Source organism: Acinetobacter sp. LF10, from assembly GCF_048585715.1.
GTDB lineage: Bacteria > Pseudomonadota > Gammaproteobacteria > Pseudomonadales > Moraxellaceae > Acinetobacter.
Genome location: NZ_CP184160.1, coordinates 24,251 through 42,680, shown reverse-complemented (window position 1 = coordinate 42,680; position 18,430 = coordinate 24,251). Strand labels below are relative to the sequence as shown.

At 40.8% G+C, this 18,430-nt stretch carries 15 protein-coding genes and 1 rRNA gene; 6 read left to right on the top strand and 10 right to left on the bottom strand.

The annotated features are described in order from the left end of the window. Nucleotide 1: 1 nt before the first annotated feature. Nucleotides 2-1,102 carry an efflux RND transporter periplasmic adaptor subunit gene (locus tag ACN19N_RS00175; RefSeq protein ID WP_269229259.1) on the bottom strand — a complete coding sequence of 367 codons (1,101 nt, stop codon included), beginning with the start codon at nucleotides 1,100-1,102 and terminating at the stop codon, nucleotides 2-4. Nucleotides 1,103-1,254: 152 nt separating this feature from the next. Between ACN19N_RS00175 and ACN19N_RS00170 the strand changes: the two genes are divergently transcribed. From ACN19N_RS00170 to ACN19N_RS00160, 3 genes are all read left to right on the top strand, one after another. Next, nucleotides 1,255-1,878: a TetR/AcrR family transcriptional regulator gene (locus ACN19N_RS00170; RefSeq protein ID WP_269229258.1), complete on the top strand. Its 624-nt coding sequence runs from the start codon at nucleotides 1,255-1,257 to the stop codon at nucleotides 1,876-1,878. Between the two features lie 84 nt (nucleotides 1,879-1,962). Next, complete coding sequence (gene ppc, locus ACN19N_RS00165; protein ID WP_420001742.1) at nucleotides 1,963-4,644, top strand: phosphoenolpyruvate carboxylase; 2,682 nt, start codon at nucleotides 1,963-1,965, stop codon at nucleotides 4,642-4,644. A gap of 293 nt (nucleotides 4,645-4,937) precedes the next feature. Continuing rightward, entirely contained in the window at nucleotides 4,938-6,233 is a 1,296-nt protein-coding gene (locus ACN19N_RS00160; RefSeq protein WP_293744018.1) for a solute carrier family 23 protein, read from the top strand. A 45-nt stretch (nucleotides 6,234-6,278) separates the two neighbouring features. Here ACN19N_RS00160 and ACN19N_RS00155 read toward each other — a convergent pair whose 3' ends face one another. The 3 genes from ACN19N_RS00155 to ilvD all read right to left on the bottom strand — a co-directional run bounded on the left by ACN19N_RS00155 (nucleotide 6,279) and on the right by ilvD (nucleotide 10,033). Continuing rightward, the gene (locus ACN19N_RS00155) at nucleotides 6,279-6,686 is read right to left on the bottom strand and encodes a DUF4259 domain-containing protein (protein ID WP_269229255.1); all 408 of its coding nucleotides are present in this window, start codon (nucleotides 6,684-6,686) and stop codon (nucleotides 6,279-6,281) included. A 66-nt stretch (nucleotides 6,687-6,752) separates the two neighbouring features. Then, the gene (locus ACN19N_RS00150; RefSeq protein ID WP_269229254.1) at nucleotides 6,753-8,039 is read right to left on the bottom strand and encodes a hypothetical protein; all 1,287 of its coding nucleotides are present in this window, start codon (nucleotides 8,037-8,039) and stop codon (nucleotides 6,753-6,755) included. Between the two features lie 164 nt (nucleotides 8,040-8,203). Continuing rightward, entirely contained in the window at nucleotides 8,204-10,033 is a 1,830-nt protein-coding gene (gene ilvD, locus ACN19N_RS00145) for a dihydroxy-acid dehydratase (RefSeq protein WP_420001741.1), read from the bottom strand. A 210-nt stretch (nucleotides 10,034-10,243) separates the two neighbouring features. Here ilvD and fmt point away from each other — a divergent pair, with 210 nt between their 5' ends. Together fmt and rsmB are read left to right on the top strand one after the other, a co-directional pair. After that, on the top strand, nucleotides 10,244-11,206 hold the full coding sequence (gene fmt, locus ACN19N_RS00140; RefSeq protein ID WP_420001740.1) for a methionyl-tRNA formyltransferase: 963 nt from the start codon (nucleotides 10,244-10,246) through the stop codon (nucleotides 11,204-11,206). Next, nucleotides 11,203-12,510: a 16S rRNA (cytosine(967)-C(5))-methyltransferase RsmB gene (gene rsmB, locus ACN19N_RS00135; protein WP_420001739.1), complete on the top strand. Its 1,308-nt coding sequence runs from the start codon at nucleotides 11,203-11,205 to the stop codon at nucleotides 12,508-12,510. Before fmt ends, rsmB begins: the two co-directional genes overlap by 4 nt. 40 nt (nucleotides 12,511-12,550) lie before the next feature. On the opposite strand, the gene ACN19N_RS00130 is transcribed toward rsmB, so the two are convergent. The 3 genes from ACN19N_RS00130 to ACN19N_RS00120 all read right to left on the bottom strand — a co-directional run bounded on the left by ACN19N_RS00130 (nucleotide 12,551) and on the right by ACN19N_RS00120 (nucleotide 15,999). After that, nucleotides 12,551-12,694 carry a methionine/alanine import family NSS transporter small subunit gene (locus tag ACN19N_RS00130; RefSeq protein WP_241334418.1) on the bottom strand — a complete coding sequence of 48 codons (144 nt, stop codon included), beginning with the start codon at nucleotides 12,692-12,694 and terminating at the stop codon, nucleotides 12,551-12,553. A 10-nt stretch (nucleotides 12,695-12,704) separates the two neighbouring features. Beyond that, nucleotides 12,705-14,183: a sodium-dependent transporter gene (locus ACN19N_RS00125; protein ID WP_269238766.1), complete on the bottom strand. Its 1,479-nt coding sequence runs from the start codon at nucleotides 14,181-14,183 to the stop codon at nucleotides 12,705-12,707. 373 nt (nucleotides 14,184-14,556) lie between these two features. Then, nucleotides 14,557-15,999 carry an aldehyde dehydrogenase family protein gene (locus ACN19N_RS00120; RefSeq protein WP_293744005.1) on the bottom strand — a complete coding sequence of 481 codons (1,443 nt, stop codon included), beginning with the start codon at nucleotides 15,997-15,999 and terminating at the stop codon, nucleotides 14,557-14,559. A gap of 132 nt (nucleotides 16,000-16,131) precedes the next feature. Between ACN19N_RS00120 and ACN19N_RS00115 the strand changes: the two genes are divergently transcribed. Beyond that, nucleotides 16,132-16,827 carry a TIGR04219 family outer membrane beta-barrel protein gene (locus ACN19N_RS00115; RefSeq protein WP_269238768.1) on the top strand — a complete coding sequence of 232 codons (696 nt, stop codon included), beginning with the start codon at nucleotides 16,132-16,134 and terminating at the stop codon, nucleotides 16,825-16,827. 279 nt (nucleotides 16,828-17,106) lie between these two features. On the opposite strand, the gene ACN19N_RS00110 is transcribed toward ACN19N_RS00115, so the two are convergent. The 3 genes from ACN19N_RS00110 to rrf all read right to left on the bottom strand — a co-directional run bounded on the left by ACN19N_RS00110 (nucleotide 17,107) and on the right by rrf (nucleotide 18,359). After that, entirely contained in the window at nucleotides 17,107-17,418 is a 312-nt protein-coding gene (locus ACN19N_RS00110; protein ID WP_420001738.1) for an ankyrin repeat domain-containing protein, read from the bottom strand. Between the two features lie 18 nt (nucleotides 17,419-17,436). Next, the gene (locus ACN19N_RS00105; protein ID WP_420001737.1) at nucleotides 17,437-18,129 is read right to left on the bottom strand and encodes a tetratricopeptide repeat protein; all 693 of its coding nucleotides are present in this window, start codon (nucleotides 18,127-18,129) and stop codon (nucleotides 17,437-17,439) included. A gap of 115 nt (nucleotides 18,130-18,244) precedes the next feature. After that, nucleotides 18,245-18,359, bottom strand: a 5S ribosomal RNA gene (rrf, locus tag ACN19N_RS00100). Nucleotides 18,360-18,430 lie beyond the last annotated feature (71 nt).

Here is an 18,430-nt window from a genome sequence, read left to right as displayed (position 1 = left end):
CTTAACCTCCCGTTTTAACGGTGACTTCGCGATTATCACGATCTACAGGATGGATTTTTTGCTGGTCACGTAATAGATGCACACCACCCACCACGACCCAATCTGAAGCTTTCAAACCTGAAAGGATCGGTACGCTATCACGCCCATAAGTGCCCAACGTCACAGGGACTTTACGTAAGGTTTGATTGGCATTGACCACCCAAACATACGCTTGTTGATTATTGGCAGTGACACTGGATAAAGGCACACTCAACACATTATTTTCATTTGCGACAAAAATTACTCGCGCACTTTGCCCCAACTGGATGCTCGATTGCCCTTCCAATAATGAAACTTTAACTGTGAAGGTTCGAGATTGATCTGCGGCAGGTGACACTTCACGAACTTTCGCTGCAAAACGAGCATCAGGCTGAGACCACAACGTAACCCAAGCAGGTTGACCCACTTTAATGCTGCTAACGGCTTGCTCAGGTACGCCAAACACGACTTCTCGCTCGCCTTCAATGGCGAGTTGATAGGCAGGTTGTGCTGCTGCGATGACCTGTCCAACCTCTATTTGACGTTGTGTAATCACCCCATTCTTATTCGAAATAAGTTGGTTATAGCCCGTTTGATTTGAAGACACTTCATAATTAGAACGCGCTTGCTGTAAAGCTGCTTGCGCAGATTCATACTGATTTTTCACCGCATCAAATTGTGAGCGACTCACTGCATTGACAGGTAATAACTGTTGATAACGCTGATATTCTTCAGCAGCAATTTTTGCTGCGGCTTCAGCACTTTGCAATTGTGCTTTGGCAGCGTTCATTTGCAATTGTGCGTCTTTCACATCTAATTTAGCCAAAACCTGTCCGACTTTGACCCGATCACCCACATCAACATAACGTTCGGTAATTTGTCCCCCGACACGAAATGCCAATGCCGTTTGTTGCTTGGCTTGAACATCGCCTGCATAACTTTTTTGATCGATATGATTCGTATTCGGCTGCGTCACCATGACATAAGGAATTTCCTCTGTCTTGGGAACCTCTTTTTGACATGCCGTTAAAGTGACACTGCTGAGTACGAGCAACCCCACAATTACATGATTTAGCAGATTCATCTCTGTTTCGCTCTTATTCAAATTGATTTTTTAAGGCACAATATGCACATTATGATAGATTGTTTATTTTTTAATTAATATACTCATGAGTACACTAATTAAAAAATAAATCTAGCATTGTGATTTTTAATTGAATTAAAGAGAAAGGTAACGTGCAAATTCACAGTGGTCGTCCTAAAGATTTAGAAAAGAGAGCCAAAATTTTACAGGCTGCGAAATCTATTTTTTTAAAAATGGGCTACCACGCGACCAATATGAATCAGATTGCAAAAGAAGCAGGTGTCACCAAACTCACGGTGTATAACCACTTTCAAGACAAAGCCAATTTATTTATCTGCGCGATTGAAGAAAGCTGTGAAGAATCGATTCGAGCGAAACAATTTGAACTGACAGCTGAGTCCGATTTTGGGCAAGCATTGTATTTAATGTGTCATCGAGCCTTAAACATTATTTATTTGCCTGAGGCGCTTAAATTAGATTGTCTCTTGTTTGAACTTGCCGCTGAACAAAGTCCACTTACACAACAATTTTTTGATGCATCGCATACGCGGATGTGTAATGTTTGGTGTGATTTTTTTGAGCAGGCGATTGCGTTTAAATTCATTCGGGCAGATGAGCCACTTAAACTGACTGACCTCATCATGTCATTGCTGTTAGGCATACGTCATCATAAAGTCTTGCTTGGCTTAGATCCCGTTCCAACCACTATGGAAATCGAGCAGATGATTGAACAAGCAATGGAATTTTTTTTGCTTAAATATCAACCTAAAAATTAGATAAAATTCACATTTATTTACGTTCTCCACTTGGATTGTCTCTCAATCGCGCTATAGTCGAAAGAGACCATGAGGAGAAATAGAATGATTCAACAAATCACAGCTCCATTACGTGAAGATGTCCGTTTACTGGGCAATCTACTTGGAGAGACCTTAAAGCAACACGCTGGGCAAGATTTGTTTAATCAAATTGAGCAAATCCGTACATTAGCCAAAGGTGCTCGTGACGGTCAAGTTGAAGCAGAAAAACAGCTCGAACAACTTTTTCTCGGCTTGAAAGATGAAGAAATTTTACCGCTGACTCGTGCATTTTCACATTTTCTTAATTTTGCCAATATCGCGGAACAATATCATGTGGTGCGTAATCGTCGTCAGGCTGAGTTTGACGAACAAGCCCCTAATCCAAATCCTTTGTCACATTTATTTGAAAAATTCAAAACTGAACAGATCAATCAAAAACAACTCTTCGAACAAATCTGCGATTTAAAAATTGAATTGGTACTCACAGCGCATCCAACTGAAGTCAGTCGTCGTACCTTGATTCAAAAATATGATGATATTACCGATTGTCTATCTCAACTGGATCAGCAAAAACTCACTCCACGTGAGCGTCAACAAACCATCGCCACCCTGAAACAATTGGTCAGTTCAGCTTGGCAGACAGACGAAATTCGCCAACATCGCCCGACCCCTGTCGATGAAGCGAAATGGGGCTTTGCCACCATTGAACAAACCTTATGGAATGCTGTACCCAAGTTTATTCGTGAGCTGAATGAACTCACCCAGCAGCATTGTGAACAGTATTTGCCACTCAATATTGCACCCATTCGCTTTGCCTCATGGATGGGCGGTGATCGTGATGGCAATCCCAATGTGACTCATCAAGTGACACAAGAAGTATTATGGTTATCACGTTGGCAAGCTGCTGATTTATATCTACGTGATATTGAAAATCTACGCTGGGAATTGTCAATTCAAAGCTGTTCGGATGAACTCACTCAAGCACTCGGTTATGAACACCCTGAACCCTATCGTGAATATTTACGCGAAACCCGTGAACGCTTGAAAGCAACACGTTATTGCTTGGGTCAACGCTTACAAGGCTTAGAAGCCGATGATAGCCAGATCATTCGAAATAAAGATGAATTATTACAGCCCTTATTACTCTGCTATCGCTCACTGATCGACAGTAACTTAGCTGAAATCGCCAATGGGCAATTACTCGATTTCATTTATCGTGTGAATTGTTTCGGGATTGAATTACTCAAACTCGACATTCGCCAAGAATCAGGGCGGCATCGTCAAGCCATTTCAGCGATTACCGAATATTTAGGTTTGGGTAACTTTGAATCGTGGACGGAGCAAGCCCGTCAGAACTTCCTCATTCAGGAACTACAAAGCAAACGTCCGTTATTACCTAAGTTTATCAATGAACCAGAAGGCAGCTTGATTCAGCATCCTGATGTTTTGGAAGTGTTTGCCACCATGCGCACTTTGGCTGAACAACCAGCTGAGAGCTTGGGTGCCTATATTATTTCGATGGCAGAATATCCAAGTGACGTCTTAGCTGTCTTACTCTTACAAAAAGAAGCTGGTATCCAACATCCTCTTCGAGTGGTGCCCTTATTTGAAACATTAAGGGATCTCGACGGCGCAGCCAAAACTATGAGTACCTTATTCAATATGCATTGGTACAAACAGCATATTCAAGGCAAACATGAGGTGATGATTGGCTATTCGGACTCTGCGAAAGATGCAGGCTTTATGTCGGCAAACTGGGCACAATATCGTGCGCAAGAAGAACTCACCGCTGTCGCTCGACAACATGGGGTGCAATTGACTCTGTTTCATGGTCGTGGCGGTTCAATCAGTCGCGGCGGTGCGCCAACCCAACAAGCATTGTTCTCACAACCACCACGTTCGATTTCAGGTGCAATTCGTGTCACTGAACAGGGTGAAATGATTCGCTTTAAATTTGGTTTAGAAGGCATCGCGCTACAAAATTTGGAAATCTATACAGCAGCGACTTTAGAAGCAACGTTATTGCCACCGCCAGAGCCAAAGAAACAATGGCGTGATTTGATGAATCAAATGACTGATTTATCAGTACAGGTCTATCGCCAAACTGTGCGTGAAAATCCGAATTTTGTCAGTTATCTACGCACAGTCACGCCTGAGTTAGAATTACAAATGCTACCGCTTGGTTCACGCCCAGCCAAACGAAAAGTCAGTGGTGGCATAGAATCTCTTCGAGCGATTCCTTGGGTATTTGCATGGACACAAATCCGCTTAATGCTGCCCGCTTGGTTGGGTACAGGCACGGCGATCAATCAGGTACATGGACAACACCAAAACACCTTAAATGAAATGCTTGAACAGTGGCCGTATTTCCAAACTTTAATTGATATGCTGGAAATGGTTTTATCCAAATCTGATGCAGATATTGCGTTGTACTATGAATCTCATCTCACCCAAGATCAGGACTTAAAAGTTCTAGGGATTGAGCTACGCCAACGCTTACAAAATGCCGTCGATACGCTGTTACGTCTCAAAGGTGAATCCAAACTTCTGAGTAATAATGAAGTATTGGATCAATCCATGCAGGTGCGTAAACCATATTTATTGCCTCTGCATTTATTACAAGCAGAGCTGATGAAACGCCGTCGTCTGTATTTAGCCGAGCATCAAACCGAGCATAGCCCTGTCGATCATGCCTTAATGGTGAGTATTGCAGGGATTGCCGCAGGTTTGCGCAATACCGGCTAAATAAGAGCCTTGCCATCAACATAAATCACACGTGTTGATGGCAAGATTGGCAAAACATTCCATTTTTAGAAAAAAATTAGAAAATATTTTTTAAATAAGATAGTTAACTTTTCAAATAATTTAGAAAAAAATAAATAATAAATACGATAGTTTATTTTAAAACTAATTTTACCAAAAGGTAAAAATATTAAACTTCAACGGATTATCTAACGACATTCTCAAAGATCAATAGATGAAAGCTCGTTTTAAGACAGGGTATCATACTGGCTGATATCACATAATGAGTCTCATCTATGTCAAATTGGTTTCCAAAATGGCAGCCGTATCAGGGAAAGATTGATCATCGCCCTGTTGCGACAAACGAATATTTACCGCCCTTACAAAGTGCGGTATTAGGGGTACAACACGCATTTGCAATGTTTGGTGCCACTGTACTTGCACCCCTCCTCATGGGTTTTAGCCCGAACCTTGCCATTTTAATGTCAGGGATTTGTACCATTATTTTCTTCTTGATCACGGGTGGACGTGTTCCAAGTTATTTAGGCTCAAGCTTTGCCTTTATCGGTGTTGTTGCAGCAGCGACAGGTCACGTTACAGGATCAGGTGCTAACCCAAACCTAGCCGTTGCGCTTGGGGGCATTGTTGCCTGTGGTATTTTTTATGCCTTGATCGGCTTTGCTGTGATGCTGACAGGAACACGCTGGATTGAGAAACTCATGCCACCTGTCGTCACAGGTGCTGTGGTGATGATTATTGGTCTCAACCTTGCACCCGTTACTATTAAAGGCGTTGCTGGACAACCTTTTGAAATGTGGATGGCACTCATCACTGTATTAAGCATGGGCATCATCGCCGTATTTACCAAAGGTCTATTACAGCGCTTGTTATTGTTGGTCGGTCTATTGATTGCTTATGCCGTATATGTGGTTGCAACAAATATTCTAGGATTTGGTAAACCGATTGATTTCTCACAAATCGCAGCCGCACCTTGGTTTGGTATCCCAACTTTTTCACACCCAACTTTTGATCTGAATGCCATTTTAATCATTGCGCCTGTTGCCTTAATTTTAGTGGCTGAAAATTTAGGTCATATCAAAGCAGTCGGTTCAATGACAGGCGAAGATCTTACACCTCAACTGGGTAAAGCTTTTGTTGCGGATGGTTTGGCCACAACGTTATCGGGTAGTGTTGGCGCACCAGGGATGACCACCTATGGTGAAAATATTGGTGTGATGGCAGTGACCCGTGTTTATTCTACGATTGTGTTTGTAATCGCTGGCGTATTTGCAATTTTCTTGGGGCTGTCACCAAAATTTGGTGCAGTGATTAGTACTATCCCGACAGCAGTCCTCACGGGTGCTTCGATCGTAGTATTTGGTTTAATCACTATTGCAGGTGCTAAAATTTGGATCGAAAATAAAGTCGATTTTTCTAATAATAAAAACCTTATTGTTGCATCTGTCACCATTATTTTAGGTGCAGGTAACTTTGAATTACTGTTTGGTAGCTTTAATTTAGGGGGAATTGGAACCGCAACTTTTGCGGCAATTTTCTTAAACTTGTTATTCAGTTTAAAAGACAAAAACTAAAAAATTGAAGGCAGCTAAGGCTGCCTTTTTTATTCTTCGATGTACTTAATGAAGCGCATCTTTGAGCTGTTGGATACTGGCTAACCAAATCTCATAATCATCCGCTTCCTGCCATAAATCTTTTAATTCAGACTGATCTGACAAAACCAAAACAAGTACTTGCTGAGCTTGTAGTAATAAATCTGCGCTTGGTTTCAGTGAAACTGACTCAAGCCACTCATCTACTTTCTCAGTATAAACATCTGTTTGAGTACCATGACCCAGACTCTTGGCAAGCACTTCTATCGCAGCTAGAGCTTCCATCGCAACATCTGCATCAAGATATTCTTGTCCTTCATCCAATGCCGTCTGTAAAGTAGCTTCAATGACTGAAAAATCAGTCGCATCTTCTAATTCGTCAGCCCAATCATTTGCCGTGTCATTCCCAAATGGTTCATGTGACCAAGTTCCCATCTTTATTTCCTATTTATTAGTTTTTTCAAGCAATTCCTATTAAAGCTTTTTATTGAGGAAAATCAACTATTCTTCACTCTCTTGCTTATATTTTTCTTCAAGTACATTACTAATGATACTTTCAATCATCCAAACCCGATACAAGCTATTAAACACATAACTTTGCCCATCTATACGTAATTCCAATACAGGAAAATCTGGCTGATGCTTTTGCTGACAGAGTTCATCATTCTGTTTCAACAAAGCTTCAACATCTTGTTCGGTAATGTTGTCAATCTCTAAACGCTTCTGCATACGTTGAAAGTGGGTTTTGAAAGAAAGATCTTTGCCACGCGTCCAAACACCTTGCAATATCTCATGAATACAATCGATCTGTTCTTCTTCAGGCACGCTATAAAATAGTTTTGCCATTTCATAAGTCGCTTCTTTGGTAGGCCGACAGAATGGGGTGAATGCGACCTGTGTACGTTTGGAAACACGGGTCGCCAAACTCCAGTCAAACCAATCTCGCCCATGATAGCTCAGCGGATAAACGCTCAATTGAATATTATAATAATTGGCCAATTCTTCTTTGATATAAGCCAATAATAGCCAACTCATAGGGTCTTCAAGCGCAATATACAGATCTAATTCTGGATGTAAGCTTTGGACTTCTGTCAGTGACTCACCGTCATTAATGAGATGCTCACGCCATTCGATATGATTTATCAGAAAAATTGGATTTCCGGTGAGTAATTTTTGTTGTTTCAAACGGCGTGTAAGGCGTAATAGATCATCAACGGCCTGATATTTACGCTCACCAAATTCGAAGTAACTGGCTGCAACAGGCACATCTTTAAAAATACGTTCAGGATAATCTTGAGGTGTTTGATGCTGACTTGCCATCGCATAAAGAGTACGTAATTTCCCATATTGTTGTTGCCATAACATGTGGAATACATCTTCGAGTAAATGTAAAAAACTTTGTTCTCTAAGAGGAGTATTTTTTAGAATTATTTCTGCTTGTTGTAATGCTTCTGGACTAGGTATTTCAGGGGTTTCATCGAAACCAAACCGATGTTGTTTGGCGAGAGTTTTAGCATCATTTAAACAATAACTCTGCCAATCTTGTTCTGACATACCATTAGGAGGCTCAGCACCCTGTCTTGAAATAATCACTTTTAAAGGTTTTAGTTCATCACTCAAAATTTCATTGAGCTGATCAAGCTGTTGTACTGCAAGATAGCTATAAACATCGTCTAAACGCAGGTAAATACTTAAACCCTGTTCCGTGGGCAACACCGCCTGACGAGAAGGTTTTTGATAGAACCAACTCGATCGGATGGGATCAAACCAACGACGTAACAAAGACATGTCGATCGCCTCTAATGATTATAAAGTGATGAATGGATAAGCTTTCTCTAACTTGAATTCAAACAAGTGAGCAAATAAGTATAATGAGTATCTTATAAAATCAGAAAAAAGTCCCTCTTTATCGTAATAAAGAGGGATGATAAACATTGTCGCTTAGCAATAGTTTACAGAACGCGTACAGCACCTTTCGCAGCACTGGTTGAATGCAAAGCATAAATTTTCAAAGATTTTGAAACTTTACGCTTACGCTCTTCCTCTGGATGCCAACCTTTGGCTTCTTGAGCTGTACGGCGATGTGCCATCGTTGCATCATCTACATCAAGGTGAATGGTACGATTCGGAATATCGATTTGGATGGTATCACCATCTTCAACCAGACCAATTGCACCACCTTCCGCTGCTTCTGGAGACACGTGACCAATTGATAAACCTGAAGAACCACCAGAGAAGCGACCATCAGTAATCAATGCACAGTCCTTACCCAAACCTTTCGACTTCAAGTAACTGGTTGGGTACAACATTTCCTGCATGCCTGGACCACCACGTGGGCCTTCATAACGAATGACAACGATGTCACCTGCCACGATCTTATGATCTAAAATCGCTTCAACCGCTGAATCTTGGCTTTCAAAAACACGCGCTGTACCGGTGAATTTAAGAATCGACTCATCCACACCCGCAGTTTTCACAATACAGCCATCTAAAGCAATGTTACCGTAAAGGACTGCCAAGCCGCCGTCTTTAGAGAAAGCATGTTCAGCATTACGAATCACACCTTTCTCACGGTCACCATCCAAAGTTGAATAATAACGGTTTTGTGAGAATGCCACTTGAGTTGGAACACCACCCGGTGATGAGCGATAGAACTCATAAACATCAGCATCTTCAGTGCGGATAATATCCCACTTGTCTAAGGCATCTTTCAGAGTAGGTTCATGTACCGTTGGGCAAGAGGTGTTCAGTAAGTTAGCACGATCGAGTTCACCCAAGATCGCCATGATACCCCCAGCACGGTGTACATCTTCCATATGCACATCTGACTTTGCAGGTGCAACTTTAGACAATACAGGTACTTTACGAGATAAATTGTCGATATCATCCATAGTGAAATCAACTTCTGCTTCATGTGCAGCAGCAAGCAAATGCAATACGGTATTGGTAGAACCACCCATTGCAATATCCAAAGTCATCGCATTTTCAAATGCTGCTTTGGTTGCAATTGAACGTGGCAGAATGCTGTCGTCATTTTGTTCATAATAACGTTTCGCCAGTTCAACTACTAAACGACCCGCTTTTAAGAACAATTTTTCACGGTTGGCATGTGTTGCAACAATAGAACCATTACCCGGCAATGATAAACCCAAAGCTTCAGTTAAACAGTTCATTGAGTTTGCAGTAAACATACCCGAACATGAACCACAAGTTGGACATGCCGAACGCTCAAATGCTGCAACTTCTTCATCGGTATAGCTTTCATCTGCTGCAACGACCATGGCATCAACAAGGTCAATGGCTTTTTCATTACCACGGAATTTGACTTTACCCGCTTCCATAGGACCGCCAGACACGAACACCACTGGGATATTCAAGCGCATTGCTGCCATCAGCATTCCCGGTGTGATCTTGTCACAGTTCGAGATACACACCATTGCATCGGCACAATGGGCATTGACCATGTATTCTACAGAATCGGCAATTAAATCACGTGATGGTAGTGAATACAGCATCCCGTCATGGCCCATGGCAATCCCGTCATCAACGGCAATGGTATTAAATTCTTTTGCGACACCACCAGAAGCTTCAATTTCTCGTGCAACCAGTTGCCCTAAATCTTTAAGATGCACATGTCCAGGAACAAATTGGGTAAATGAATTGACCACCGCAATAATTGGTTTGCCAAAATCTTCATCTTTCATACCTGTCGCACGCCATAAACCGCGCGCGCCAGCCATATTTCTTCCATGTGTTGATGTTTTCGAACGATAATCAGGCATTTTTGATTCCCAACAAGTTTGTGCTCGAGAAGAATAGGACATTCTCTCTGGCGAAATGATACTGAGCTCTTTGCATCATACTACAAGTTATCGTTTAACAGATGACCAACAGGCCTATCTTTTTTTGCTCAAAAGCAATTCATGCCCTGAATTAGGGGCTTATCGCTTTTTCGCTTATAATTTGCGATAAGTTTTATTTGGATTCCATTTGTGAAAATCATTTTTGCTGGTACACCTGAATTTGCAGCAACTGCATTAGCGGCATTATTAAAAACATCACACCAAATTATTGCTGTTTATACCCAGCCTGACCGTAAATCAGGACGTGGTCAAAAATTAACGCCATCGCCTGTTAAACAATTGGCACTTGAACACGATTTACCCGTTTACCAACCTTTGAATTTTAAAGCGTCTACCGAAGAAGGCTTGGCAGCTCGACAAGAACTTGCTGCTCTAGGTGCTGATGTGATGGTGGTTGCAGCCTATGGTTTAATCTTACCGCAAGCGGTTTTAGATACCCCTAAATATGGCTGTTTAAATATCCATGGTTCACTATTACCCCGCTGGCGTGGTGCTGCACCAATTCAACGTGCAATCGCAACAGGTGATACTGAAACGGGCATCACCATCATGCAAATGGCGGCAGGCTTAGATACGGGTGATATGATGTATAAAACCTACTGCCCAATCACCGCCGAAGATACGTCTGCTAGCCTGCATGACAAATTGGCGCTTCAAGGTGCAGAAGCGATTTGTACCGTACTCGAATCTGAACAAAGCTTGCAGGATTTTATTGAAAAACGTGAAGTACAAGATGAAGCACTGACCGTTTATGCACATAAATTAGTCAAAGCCGAAGCCCGTATCGATTGGACTGTAGATGCAGTTCAAATCGATCGTAATATTCGTGCTTTTAATCCTTGGCCAGTGGCTTTTATCCAACTGGATGAAAACAATGCTTTAAGGGTTTGGAATTCGATCCTTTCTGAACACAGTAAAACGGATGCTCAATTGGGGGAAATCATAGGAATTGATAAACAAGGCGTACATGTTGCCTGTGGCGACAATAGCGCAGTGTGCTTAACCAGTTTGCAATGGCCAGGTGCTAAAGCCCTCAATCCAGTTCAAATTAGCCAAACCCAGAAATTACATCTTGGACAAATTCTCCCATGAGCCAATCGAATCAATCATCTACAAAAAATTTGAACCTGCGTGCGCAAGTGATTAAAACACTTTTGGCTGTTCAAAATGGGCAATCTTTGGCTTCTGTTTTAAATCAACATATCAATATTGTTTCTGAACGTGACCGTGGTTTATATCACGAGCTTACTTTAGGGTGTTTACGCCAATGGTTTTCTTTAAAAGCAATTACTCTACCATTGCTTACGAAACCATTAGACAATGAAGCACTAGAAAGTTGTTTATATCTAGGTTTATATCAAATTTTATGTACCCGTATTCCTGTACATGCTGCGATTTCAGAAACGGTAAATGCGGCTAAGCAACTCGGTTTCGAACCAATGAGTGGTTTGGTCAATGCGATTCTGCGTCGTGTTTCACGTGAAACAGCTGAGTTTGAAACAGCGTTGAATAATACGCATGGTTTACCAAGTTGGTTATTCAAGCGACTTAAAAAAGATTGGCCTGAGCAAGCAGAGACTCTATGCCAAGCCTTAAAACAAGTCGCTCCACTAACTCTCCGCATCAATGAACGCCAAGTCAGTCGCAACGAATATTTAGAGATCTTGGACGAAGAGCAGATTGATGCTCGTCCTTGCACGCTTTCAGATGTTGGCATTGTTTTGGAGCAAACGGGCAATATTACCCATTTACCCGGTTTCGAAGAAGGTGGTTTTTCTGTTCAAGATGAACATGCACAATTGTGCGCGACGCTTTTACCGAACTTAGATAATAAAGTTGTTGTCGATGCCTGTGCTGCACCAGGGGGTAAAGCCGCACATATCCTTGAGCGCTTTAATCCTAAAAAATTGATTGCACTTGATCATGATGCCAAACGTTTATTGCGTGTTTCTGAAAATTTAGAACGTCTTGCCCTAGATCAGGACAATGTTGAAATTATTACCGCTGATGCCACCACGTGGCAGGCACAGGAACTGGTTGATTGTATCGTGCTGGATGCGCCTTGTTCTGCAACAGGTGTGATTCGTCGCCACCCCGATATTCGTCTGTTAAGACAATCAACCGATATCGCGCAAACAGTGGCCTTACAGCAACAGATTTTGCAGCAGATGTGGCAACAGCTCAAAGTTGGTGGGACGTTGTTGTATATCACCTGCTCGCTTCTAAAGGCTGAAAATGAGCAGCAAATGGCGGCATTCTTTGCAGAACATGCGGATGCAGAAGAAATCAAAATCAATGCAGATTGGGGGATTGAGCAGACTTATGGTCGTCAATTATTACCGTCTGCGCACTCTGGCGATGGTTTCTATTATTGCCATATTAAAAAAGTGGCGTAATAAAAAAAGCAGGCTGAAAGCCTGCTTTTTTTAAATTAATTTACAGCGTATGTTGGTCTTTGACTTCTTCCAGAACGTCATCAAGCTCTTCTGGATGTTTCATCAAGTGTAGGATAGACAAAGCAAGTCCGCCCCATAAAAACACCATTGAAATGATCATCATCACGATTGCTGAAGTATTCATAACTGCGCTCCTAGCGATCTTTCATTTTGCTGAGTATAACTGCAACGACAGCACAGAAAATCACACTGCCCCACCCAAAGACACCTTGCAAGCTCATGCTATACGTATCGTAACCATTTTTGACCAAGTTAAACACAGTCATGCTCAATGTGGTTAATAAGATCAAAGACGTGATCACAGTTAAAGTGAAATCCCAACCTTTACCCAATTGAATCGTCGAAATACGGTTCACATGATCACGAAGTTCGATTAAAGCTGAACGCTTAAACCAAGCCACACTGATGATGGATAATAATGCACCACCAATAATCCCGATGTTATTGATAAAGTGATCCACAATATCCACCAGTTTAATCGCATTTACGCTTGAGAATAAGATAACTGAAACAAATGCGCTACCACCACCAATGATGGTTACTGCTTTCTTACGACTCCATTTTAACTTATCTTGCATGGCTGCAATCGGTACTTCCAAGATACTGACCATGGAAGAAATACCTGCGACAAAAAGCGAAGAGAAGAACAATAGACCAAATAAATCTGCACCTGCACCCAAGCTTGAAATGATTTTTGGAAAGGCAATAAATGCTAGACCAATACCACCACTGACAACATCATGTACTTCTTTCCCCGCCGCATGAGCCATAAAACCCAATGCTGCAAAAATACCAATACCTGCCAAGATCTCAGTTGAAGCATTAGCAAAACCAACGATCAAACCCGAGCCTGTTAAATTGGTTTTCGGCTTTAAGTAAGAGGAGTATGTCACCATGATCCCGAAGCCAACAGATAATGAGAAGAAAGTGTGCCCATAAGCAGCTAACCACACTTTATAATCCATCATTGCAGACCAGTTCGGAGTGAAAAATGCATTTAAGCCTTCAGCTGCACCAGGTAAACGTAATGATTGAATCACCAAAACTGTGAACAGAACGAATAATAAAGGCATGCAAATCTTATTTGATAATTCAACGCCTTTTTTAACGCCACCATAAAGAATAATTAATGTTAATGCCCAAATACCAACGATCGGCCAAAATAAATGACTGACAAACTGCAAATCAAAGCCAGTTGCTTTAGAGGTCTGTAAGTACGTATTAAAGAAGAAACTTTCTGGGTCACTGCCCCACGCCTGACCAATCGAGAAATACACATAACTTCCCGCCCATGTCAGTACGCTGGCATAGTACAAACCGATAATGATACAGACACAGACTTGCCACCAACCTAATGTTTCACCACCTTTAAATAACGCTCTATAAGCTTTTGGAGGTGAATTACGCGCACGATGACCTGTCGCATAATCTAAAAATAAAAGAGGTAAACCAGCCGTAATTAGTGCGAGTAAATACGGAATAAGAAACGCACCACCACCATTTTCGTAGGCAACATAAGGAAAGCGCCAAATATTACCTAAACCTACAGCCGAACCAACAGCTGCAATAATAAAACCAGATCGTGATGTCCAGTTTTCACGAGAATCTGCCATATAACACCTAAAAATTTACTGCTGGCATTTTTCATACTGCGTTAGGTTTTATTATCCAACAGACATGAAAAGTGCCATAAAAAATATCGTTTTGCTTGCATGAAATTCCAACCTTGTGGGCCTCTCACTTTCATGAACAAACAAGCAAAAACCAAACCATCTTCCTTAAAGATTGGATTTTGTTTTTCTGCTTTTTAATAGCCGAACAATACCTGTTTTTATTTCTTTTTACTGTAATTTCTGTCTGAAAAATTATGTTTTTTAAATAACTGATTATTTTTTAACTGAATGAAATTTTGACCTTACAGTCAATTTATAAAATCAAGTATATAAACTAATCAAGCGAAGCCAGAACTCCGCTTGAACTTCTATTTTATTGTTTAATTGCGAGCAAGCGTTCTTCTTGCATATCACGAATCGCTGAGTGAATTCCTTCGCGACCTAATCCAGAATCCTTCACGCCACCATAAGGCATGTTATCGACACGGAATGTAGGCACATCATTAATGATGACTCCACCAACATGCAAATGATCCCATGCATACAGCATTTTATTCAGATTTTGCGTATATACCCCTGCCTGTAAACCAAAACGACTTTGATTAATTGTATTAATACCCTGCTCAAACTCTTTAAATTTTTCTAAAATAGCAATCGGGCCAAATGCTTCATCCTTATAAATTTCTAGCTTGGGATCAACATTTTCCAGTAAGGTTGGTTCAAATAATACCCCTTGTAAATGTCCTCCCGTCAGAACCTTTGCCCCTTTTTTCTCGGCTTTATCAACCCATTTTTTCAAGCGAACAGCTTCAGCTTCCTTAATCATCGGACCTACTAATGTGGTATTGAGCTTTGGATCATCTACTTTAATTTTTTTCAGTTTAGCAATCAGTTTCTTTTTCACTTCCACATAAAGATCAGCATGAACTAAAATCCGTTGTACACTGATACAGACTTGCCCTGCATGTGCATAAGCGGCACTGATCAAACGATCAATCAGCGCCTCATCAATCACGGTATCTGCATCGATCAGAACCGCAGCGTTCCCACCCAGTTCCAAAGTAACTTTCTTACGCCCTGCACGCGCTTTCATGTCCCAACCAACCTGATCTGACCCCGTAAAGCTGAGTAATTTAAATCGATCATCTGTTACCAAAATATCCGCTGCTTGGCGATCACAAGGCAACACTGACCATGAGCCTTTGGGTAAATCAGTTTCCGCCAAAACTTTGGCAATCATTAATGCACTGATCGGTGTCAAACTCGCAGGCTTCAATACAAATGGACAACCTGCTGCAATTGCAGGTGCGATCTTGTGTGCCACCAGATTTAAAGGGAAATTAAATGGGCTAATCAGCGAAACTGCACCAATTGGCACATGCTTAACCATACCTCGAAAACGAGCAGCCGCAGGCGTTACTGCCAAAGGCAACATTCGACCATCATCAAGTTGTGTGACCGCATCTGCAGCCAATTGGAAAGTATTTATCAGACGTTCCACTTCTGCACTTGCAGCACCTCGCGGCTTACCCCCTTCAACAATCAATATTTCTGTCAATTCTTCACGTAATTCATTAAAACGTTTAACGCAATGTAATAGAACTTTTTGTTTTTCAAATGGCTTAAGAGTCGCCATATCTACCTCAGCTTTAACTGATGCAGAAATTGCTTTTTCCAACACTTTTTCATCTGCTAACGCAACTCTAGCATAGACCGTATTAGTATATTTATCATGAACTTCTAACCATTGACCTGTCGTTACTGCTTTTCCTGCAACATACAAAGGATAATCCACAACATTTTGTGCATCGGTCATTATTCTTCATCCCATTATCAAAATTTAAAATTAGACTACTGTATATTTTCAATTATCACTATATGATTCGCCCAATCACTGATGAATTCACAACAATTCATTACGGTTTTTGATATGAATTAGGACAATCAAATGAAAATATTAAAAATATCAATCTTAGCTTTAGGGACAAGTCTGTGTAGTCTAGCACAAGCAGATATGATTGGTGTAAAAGGCGATCTCAGCTACTGGAATTACAACGGTGAAGCCAATGTAGCTGCACAAACATCTGCACCAGATCAAGACCTTGATCGTAAGGGATCTGCACAGGTTTCGCTTGCATTTGAGCACCCGATTCCACTGATTCCAAATGCAAAAATTCGCTATGTGAATTTAAAATCACAAACTGAAAATGAAGTTGCAGGTCGGCCAGTTTATGACTTGAACATAGACCATACCGATTTCATTTTATATTATGAAATCTTGGATACCATCGTAAATGCAGATGTTGGTTTAGGTGCAACCAGTTTAAATGGTGATGTTAAAACACTCGGTTTAAGCAAAACAGACATCGATAAAACTGTTCCTGTGATCTATGGATCAGCAGGGGTAAAATTACCATTTACAGGCTTGAGTGCTAAAGCTGAATTGTTATATAGCAACATCAATGATACCAAAATTACTGATGCACAAACCGAATTACAATACAACTTTATTGATAATCTATTGGTCGATGTTGGCTTGAAAGCTGGCTACCGTATCTTAGACATTAAATTAGATGACTACGAAAAAAACGATCTTAAATTTAATTTTAAAGGTCCTTATATCGGTTTAGATGTTCATTTCTAAATCGTAATAAGATGAGAAACGGAAGCTTCTGATTCCGTTTTTTATTCTGCCGCATCGATGTAAGCCAAAACCTACAACAATCGCAGCGATTGGCGAATATCCCATTCTAAAGTTTTCACATATCATACAAATCATAGAGTGACAGGAAGTCTCATTGAAAATAACAAGATACGCAGGAAGCGGTCGTTCATAAGGAATATAAACGACAAGAAACTGAATACTAAGAAGCCCCGTCAGGATGATGGGGCTTCTTTTTTATCTGTCATTTTTATACGTGACTCAAAGACTTTTTAAATACGCAACCACATCGGTATTTTCTGCCATTTCAGCAAGCTGTAAGGCGGTGTATTCACCTTTATAAGCGACATTAGCCCCTTTGCTCACCAGTAGCTTCACCACTGCTAAATGATCATTCTCGGCAGCAGCTTGAAGCGCGCTATAACCTTCATCATCGATCTGGTTTGGATCTATTCCCTCTACCAATAATTGCTCGACTTGTTCCACATCACCAAGGGATGCCCAATACACTAGCTCAGGAAGATGCAGTTCTTCATCATCTTCAGGCAGTGGAGAAAAAGAGTTGAGTTTCATCAGAAATACCTAATTTTTTTATTTAAGATAAAGTGTTTTATACTGATCAGCTAGCTCCTTAGCCTTCTTCATTTCTTGAATATTAAAAATTTGAGTAAAATTCTTCAAATTTTTAATTGCCTGATCATTTTCGGTTTCAGCTGAAACACTGATCCATGCGTAAGCTTTATAATAGTCTTGTTCAACGCCTAAACCTTGAGCAAATAATAAACCATACTCATTTTGAGAAAAAGAATAGCCAGCTTTTGCTGATTTTTCATACCAAAAAGCAGCTTTAGTATAATCTTGTTTAATAAAGTTCCCTTTGCGAAAAGCATTACCTAAATTAAATTGAGATTGCAAATCTCCTGCATTCGCAGCCTTTTCAGTATATTCAAAACCCTTTTCCGGATTTTTTTGTACTCCAATACCTTCATAATACATAATCGAAAGATTTGCTAAGGAGGGAGCATAACCTTTTTGAGCAGATTGATTAAATAAGTTAAAAGCCTTCTCTACATTCTTGGGGACACCTAAGCCTTGAAAATACAAACTTGCTAAATAGTGTATTGCCTGAACGTTTCCCGTCTTTGCTGATTTTTCAAAACTGTCAAAAGCAACTTTATAATTCTTCTGATAATAAGCTTTTAGACCTGTATCCAAGTCATTGATTGCAAAAGCCATACTTGAAACTAATAAGCTAACAACCAATACCAACAAGCCTTTTTTCATATCTACTCCATCTCCCTAGACAAATATAGAGGGATATTAACACAAGCCAATTTATTTATTCTGCCCCAATAAAAAACACCCCCAACTGTTAGGTTGGGGGTGTTTATTATTTAAAAGCTGGCGATGACTTACTCTCACATGGCAAACGCCACACTACCATCAGCGCTAAGAGGTTTCACTTCTGAGTTCGGGAAGGGATCAGGTGGTTCACTCTTGCTATTGTCGCCAGCAAACTGTTTATGGATACTTGCTTTGGTCTTATCTATGCCAAGGCTTTTTCCAAATGAGTTATTAACGGATT